At 63.0% G+C, this 6,684-nt stretch carries 5 protein-coding genes; all 5 read right to left on the bottom strand.

The window, feature by feature from the left end; genetic code table 11:
• Positions 1-23: 23 nt before the first annotated feature.
• Positions 24-962 carry an IS3 family transposase gene (locus BFL43_RS00440; RefSeq protein ID WP_084889697.1) on the bottom strand — a complete coding sequence of 313 codons (939 nt, stop codon included), beginning with the start codon at positions 960-962 and terminating at the stop codon, positions 24-26.
• Entirely contained in the window at positions 959-1,249 is a 291-nt protein-coding gene (locus BFL43_RS00435) for a transposase (RefSeq protein WP_084889699.1), read from the bottom strand. Before BFL43_RS00435 ends, BFL43_RS00440 begins: the two co-directional genes overlap by 4 nt.
• A 108-nt stretch (positions 1,250-1,357) precedes the next feature.
• The gene (locus BFL43_RS00430) at positions 1,358-4,399 is read right to left on the bottom strand and encodes an RND family transporter (RefSeq protein ID WP_084889750.1); all 3,042 of its coding nucleotides are present in this window, start codon (positions 4,397-4,399) and stop codon (positions 1,358-1,360) included.
• Positions 4,400-4,520: 121 nt separating this feature from the next.
• Positions 4,521-5,153: a TetR/AcrR family transcriptional regulator gene (locus tag BFL43_RS00425; RefSeq protein WP_084889752.1), complete on the bottom strand. Its 633-nt coding sequence runs from the start codon at positions 5,151-5,153 to the stop codon at positions 4,521-4,523.
• Positions 5,154-5,286: 133 nt separating this feature from the next.
• Positions 5,287-6,528: an IS701 family transposase gene (locus BFL43_RS00420; protein WP_084889687.1), complete on the bottom strand. Its 1,242-nt coding sequence runs from the start codon at positions 6,526-6,528 to the stop codon at positions 5,287-5,289.
• Between the last annotated feature and the right edge of the window lie 156 nt (positions 6,529-6,684).

Genomic DNA, 6,684 nt, shown 5'->3' with positions numbered 1-6,684 from the left:
CCCCCAAATCGTGGAGGACTCCTCTATGCGGCTTCGGGCTCCGCGACTGCAGCGTTCTCGTAGTCGATGGGGCTGACCATCCCAATCGTGGAGTGCCGGCGGACGTGGTTGTAGAAGCCGTAACACCAGTCAAGCACACCGGCCTTGGCTCCGGCAAGAGTCTCGAAATCGTTGCGTGACAGTACCTCCCACTCCAGGGAAGAGAAGAACGCTTCGGCAGCGGCATTGTCGAAGCATGACCCGACGCGGCCCATCGACTGACGGAGTCCCATCCGACGGCACAGCTTGGTGAACTTGTTGGAGGTGTACGTCGACCCGCGGTCACTGTGGAAGATGACCCGTTCGGACTCCTCGTCACGCCTTATGGCCTGCTTACCGCCTCGGGTGGCCACCGCCATCTCGATTGCTGCACACGCGAGCGGTGCGTCTGGATGCACGCTGGTGGCCGCACCCAGCAATCGGCGGCTGTAGAGGTCGATCACGGTCGCCAGATACAACTTCCCGGCCGCAGTCGGGATCTCGGTGATATCGCCGACCCACTTCTCGTTCGGACGCGTCGCGGTGAAGTTCCGGCGCACCAGATCCGGGAACTTCGGTGCCGTCTTGTCCTGCCGGGTCAGCCCGTTTCGGCGACGGATCCGGCGTGCCACCAAACCCTGCCGGCGCATCGAATCCGCGACCGTCTTCTCGCTCACTGTCCACCCGTCCTCACGCAGGTCCACGTGCAGCCGCGGGGAACCATGCAAGCCCCGCAATGTCATGAACTTGACCTTGACTGCGCGGTCTACCGTGTCGCGCCGATAGTCACGCGCGGTATGCAATCCTGTTGCTGCACCCGGCTTTTGAGAACGCTTGAACCACTTGTAGAACCACGCCATACTCACGCCAAGCAGCGCGCACGTGACCGTATGTGGCACTCGATAGGTGGTCCTCTGCTCTGCGATGAAGCGGGCCAGCATCACTTCGTCGCCTCCTTCACCCACAGGACCACCGATCGTTTTAAAACATCGCGCTCCATCCGCAACTCGGCCACCTCGGCACGCAACCGCTTGAGCTCGGCAGCACTATCGCCGCTCGCCTCATCCTCGCCGCCGCGCTCGGCGCGCGCACGGTTGACCCAGTTGCCCAGGGTGCCCTCGTTGACCCCCAGATCGCGCGCGACCTGGGCGATCGGTTTACCCGTCTCCTCGACGATCCGGACCGCCCCATCACGGAACTCCCGGTCGTACTTCTTCCGCTTCTCAGACATCGTGCTCCTCATTATCGATGCCTCTACGGTTTGGGGGGAACCTCAGAGAGTGTTCGAAGTTCTTGGCCGGTCCCGGCAAGTGGTGGATCTGTTGGGTCGATTGCGGCTTTATGTTTGCTTTGCGGGGTGGGGCCGGTGGCGGCGTTGGGTGGGAGGGGTTGTTGGTTTTTGGGGCCACCAGCTTGCGTTGCCGAGGAGTGTGGCGATGGCTGGTACCACGATGGTGCGGACGATGAAGGTGTCGATGAGAAGGCCTACGCCGATGATGAGTCCGACCTGGGTCATGATGCCGATGGAGCCGGCGATGAGGCCGAACATGCTGGCGGCGAAGATGAGGCCCGCTGAGGTGATGACGGAGCCGGTGTTGGTGACGGTGCGGAGGACGCCGACTCGGATGTTGTGTTGTGACTCTTCGCGCAGTCGTGAGACCAGCAGCATGTTGTAGTCGGCGCCGACGGCTACGAGGACGATGAAGGCTAATAGTGGTACGGGCCAGGCGATGTCGGTGTGCAGTAGGTGCTGGAAGATCAGGACACCGATGCCCAGTGCAGCGGTGTAGTTGAGTACGACGGTGCCCAGGAGGTAGATGGGTGCGACCAGTGAGCGCAGCAGGATGATCAGGATGATGCCGACGATGGTGAGGGTGGCCAGGGCCAGGAGTCGGAAGTCGTTGGTGAGTAGTCGTTGCAGGTCGGCGTTGATGGCGGGGAAGCCGGCGACGGAGACGGTGGCGTCGGTGAGGGTGGTGTTGGGTTTTGCGTCGTTGGCGACGGTGGTGATGGTGTTGGCAAGGCGCATGGCGTCGGCGCTGTAGGGGTCGTAGCTTGTCTGTATGGCGTAGCGCACGGTGTGCCCGTCTGGGGAGATGAATTGACGTGCGACGTCGGCGAATTGTTGGTCAGCGAAGGCGTCTTGGGGTAGGTAGAAGCCGGTGGCCGAGTCCGAGCCTTTGGTTTCGCGGGCGCTGGTTTGTAGTTGGGCGGCGAGGGTGGCCATGCCGGCGAGTTGTTGCAGGTTGCTGTCGACGAGTGCCGATACGCCTTCGGCGAGTGTTCGGGAGCCGGCGGCGAGTTGAGAGACTCCGGTCTGCAGTTGTGCGAGTTTGGTTGGCAGGTCTTGGGCCTCGATGGTTCCCAGGGTGGTCTCGAGGGTGGCGACGGTGGCGCTGAGTTGGTTGGTCACTGCTGTGATGGGGGTGTCCATCTGCGCGAGTTGGGCCGACAGGGTTGTGATCTGGGTGAAGAACCCGTTATCGCGGAGTGCGGCGAGATCGCGGGCTTGTTGGCGCAGGGTGGTGCATTGGGGTAGTTGAGTGCACAGCGGCGAGTTGTCCAGTAGTGGCAGCACTGAGCTGATCGTGGCTATGGCGGTCGATGACTGTTCGGCTAGTGCAGCTAGTTGTGGGGCGTTCTGTGCGGCTTGGTCGAGTTGGGGTGCGGCGGCGGTCAGTGTTTGTAGGAGTGGTTGGTATTTGCCTATGTCGGTCCCGATGGTGGTGACTTGGTTGAGGATGCCGGCCAGTGGGGTGAGATTGGTGCGGATCTGGGTATCGAGTTGTTCGAGGCCGTCGGCGAGTTGGTCTGCACCAGAACGCAATTGTTCAAGGTCGCCTTTGCGGGCTTGGCCCTCGCGTACCGAACCGGCCACACGATCGCCGATCTGTCCGTTCTGCCAGGACAGTTCGGCTTGCTCGAGTTTTGCCCCGGTCGGTCGGGTGACACCGACCACGCGGGTGACGCCGGGGATCTGCGCGATCCGAGCTGCCATTTGATCGAGGTCGGCGAGTCCGTTGGTTGTTCTCAGGTCGGTGGGCGAGTCGACGACGACGAACTCGGCGATGGTGATGTCTTGCGGGAAGTGCCGATTGAGCAGTGCATAGCCTTCGTTGCTGTCGGTGGTTGTGGGTTGCCCGTCGCGGTCGTCGTAGGTGATCTGAATGCCCAGGGCGATGACGCTCAGGATCGTCAATCCGACGAGGCTCACGGCCAGCAACGGCGCCGGTCGGCGTACGACGAGGACCGCGATGCGGTTCCAGTAGCGCCGCGTGAGGTCTTTGCGCGGGGCACCCCACCCCCATCGCGCAGCCCACAGCAGCACTGGCGGCAACAACGTGACGGTGGCGAGGAATCCGATGATGATCGCCACTGCACAGGCGGGGCCGAGGGTGGCGAAGACGCTGAGCTGCCCGAACACCATGGCCAAGAACGCCAAGGCAACAGTGCTCGCCGACGCAAGGATCACCCGTCCGATGGTGGCGGTGGCATCGACGAGAGCGTCGGACGCGGCGGCGCCTTGGCGCAGCCTTTCGTGGTATCTGCTGATCAGAAAAACCGAATAGTCCACACCGGCGCCGAGCAAGATGACGGTCATGAACGCGACGGTGAATTGCGAGACCGGCATGCCCAGTTCGCCTAATGCAGAAAGGACTCCGCGGCCCACGGCCAGACTGATACCGATCACCAGAAGCGGCAGCAACGCCGTGAACACTGACCGATAGACGATCAGCAAGATCATGGCGATCAGCGCGACGGTGGCGATGGTGATGACCACCAGATCCTTCTCGGCGGTGACGATTTGATCGCTGAAGGTCGCTGTTGGTCCGGTCACGTGGACCGTGGTGTCAGTGCCGGCAAAGACCTCTGCTGCGGTCTCGCGGATCGATTCCACAGCATGGGCCGCCGTCGGCCCGCCGAGGCTGCCGCTGACCCCGACGGGCAGGTACCAGGCTTTGCCGTCTTCGCTGAGCGCTTGTCGTGCGGTGATCGGGTCGGCGAGCAGGTCGCGTACGGCCTGTACATCGTCGCGGTCGGCGCGGAGCCGGACCACGAGGTCGTCATAGCGTTGGCGGGCGGGCTCGGTGAGACCGGCCGGATCTTCCATTGCCACGAACACCGTGGTCTTCGCGCCCTTTTCGTCGAACGCCTCGCCCATGCGATCGAGCGCCTGAAAGGACGGCACTCCCTTGGGAATCGGGTCCACCGACTGCTGGCGCACAACCGTCTCCAACTGGGGAAACAGCACAGCCAACACCACGGCAACAGCCACCCAGACGCCCGCTACGAGCGCTTTGTGCGACAAGACGAAGCGTCCCACCTGGCCCAGCGACCGGCTGTACTCGCCGCGACCGGTCGATCGCCGAAGCTTCACCACTGCTCACGTATCCATCGCTGCGTTGGCATCGCACACCCTTCGACAAATGAATCAATCGGTATCACTACGCTACAACATGTAGCGAAAGAAATGGATTGTTCGGCGACGCGGGACTATTGGATCAGCGGCGGTGGGCGGCGAGAAAGTCGTCGACAAGCTGTTCGCAGTCCGCGCCACTCATCGAGCGAAGGCCGGACAGCCGCGCGAAGACCAGCGGGCCCACGAGCTGGGTGATGGCCACGCCGGGATCGAACTCGTCGAGTTCCTCCTGGGCGGCGGCGCTCTGCAACACCTGATCGAACGGTTCGCGGTACTGCGCGATGACACGAGCGCGCAGCGGCGCGAGGGTGTTCTGCTGCTCGCCGGGCTCGCCGGGCTCCTCGGGCACCATCGCCAGCCACGCCAAGGTGGTCAATTGCAGTGGCGCCTGCTCGATCAACGCGGCCTGACCACGGACCAACCGCACCAAACTGTCGCGGATTGGTCCGTGCGCGTCAGGGACGTCGGCGTGGGGCAACAGTCGTTCGAACGCCGCAGCCAACAAATCGGTGGTGCCGTCGAAATGCCGGTAAAACGTCGTTCGAGCCACCCGCGACATCCGGGAGACCGCCCCGACCGTGACTGCATCAACCCCGCCGGTACTCAACAGGGCAGATGCCGCATCAACCAACCGATTTCGTGACCGAACCAAACGGGGGTCTTTGTCATCGATCACGTCTGTGGGCTGAGGCCCTGTGCCGCGCCTGGCCGCCATCACCGCACCCACACTCCCATCCCCCCGAGACTGCTCTCGGGCGCCTGGCGATCTTCGTTGGCACGAAGTGCTACTGATAGTAGCGAAAGTCGAGGAGTGTCCGCCGGGCTAGTACTACAGCCGTAGATAGGGTTCATTGTTGTTGTGACCTGCGTTGATAGTGGTGTTGTCGGGCTCGGTATTGGTGTTTTCGTCGCCAGAGTGACCAGCGGAGGGGGTCAGCGATGGCATGCAGTGGTGTGAGGACGAGGATCGTGAAGAGTTTGCGGAACTCGTTGACCGACAACCGGATCAGTCCAGGTTCTGAGGGTTGGGCCAGGCGTTCAGTGGCGGTATGCACGGCCAGGAAGGCGTGCGCAGCCATGACCAAGGTAATCCAGCGGTGCCAGGACGTCCACGTCCGCACTTGATGCTGATCCAGACCGGTCAGGCCTTTGCCGCTCTGGAACGATTCCTCGACCGTCCACCGCCGCCCGGCGACTCGGACGTACTGGTTCAGCGGCACCGGTGCCGGGCTGTAGCAGCGATAGAAGGCGAGCTCGCCGGAGCTATCGTTGCGCCGCACCAACACGTGACAGAGGCCAACATCGGGACGCTCGGTGGTCGCGATCAAGGCCCAGGAGTACCAGCGGTGTCCTTTGCTACCGGCGCCGGCAGACATCTTGTGCCAGGACCGCGGCGGTAGATTCTCAGCAAGGGCATCGACCCGGATCTTCCCGGCGGCTGTGGGGACCTGCCGATTGCATCCGACGGCCAGGACGTAGCCGATCTGTCTGTTGTGCAACGCTTTTCGTAGGTTCGGGTCTGCGCCGTACACTTCATCGCCAGCGACCCACGAGGCCGGAACGTCGGCGTCGAGGGCCGCCTCGACCAGCGTGGTTGCCAGGGCTGGTTTGGTAGCGAACTCGACCGTGTCAGGGACCCCGGCCTTGGTCCTTCGCTGCGGGTCGGTGGCCCAGGTGTGCTGCGGCAGGTACAGCGCTCGGTCGATCAGGGTGTGTCCGCGAGCGGCGGCGTAGGTCAGGTAGACCGCGACCTGACAGTTCTCCGTGCGTCCGGCGGTTCCGGTGTACTGGCGTTGTACCCCAACGGTGTTGGTGCCCTTCTTCAAGTCGCCGGTCTCATCAACGACAAGCACCGCATCAGGGTCGGCCAGGTGGTCGATGACATAGCTGCGAACGTCATCGCGGACCAGATCAGCGTCCCATTTAGCGCGGGACAGCAAGTGCTGCAGTCGGTCAGGGGTGCCATGGCCCGATAGTTCGGCGATAGTCCAGCAGTTCTTGGAACCTATATCGGCCAGCAAACCCAGCACCAGCGCACCGGCGTTGCGTCGTGCTTCGACCCGCGCGAACCGCGACGAGAACGACTCCAACAACCCATCCAGGCCCGCATGCCACCGCTCATGGTCTACCCTCAGTGCTGCGGTTGCCGCAGCTGATCTGGATGTCTTCACAAACTCGAGATCATGCCGCGGCAACCGCGCCTACCAGCGCAAACACGCCGAAACTACCTATCTACGGCTGTAGTA

Origin of the sequence: Williamsia sp. 1135 (genome assembly GCF_002095395.1) — a bacterium.
Lineage (GTDB): Bacteria > Actinomycetota > Actinomycetes > Mycobacteriales > Mycobacteriaceae > Williamsia.
This window is presented reverse-complemented; position numbering and strand designations above follow the sequence as displayed.

Coding starts and splice junctions, on each gene's coding strand:
- BFL43_RS00425 (WP_084889752.1), bottom strand. CDS start 5,153: ATGGCGGCCAGGCGCGGCACAGGGCCTCAGCCCACAGACGTGATCGAT.
- BFL43_RS00435 (WP_084889699.1), bottom strand. CDS start 1,249: ATGTCTGAGAAGCGGAAGAAGTACGACCGGGAGTTCCGTGATGGGGCG.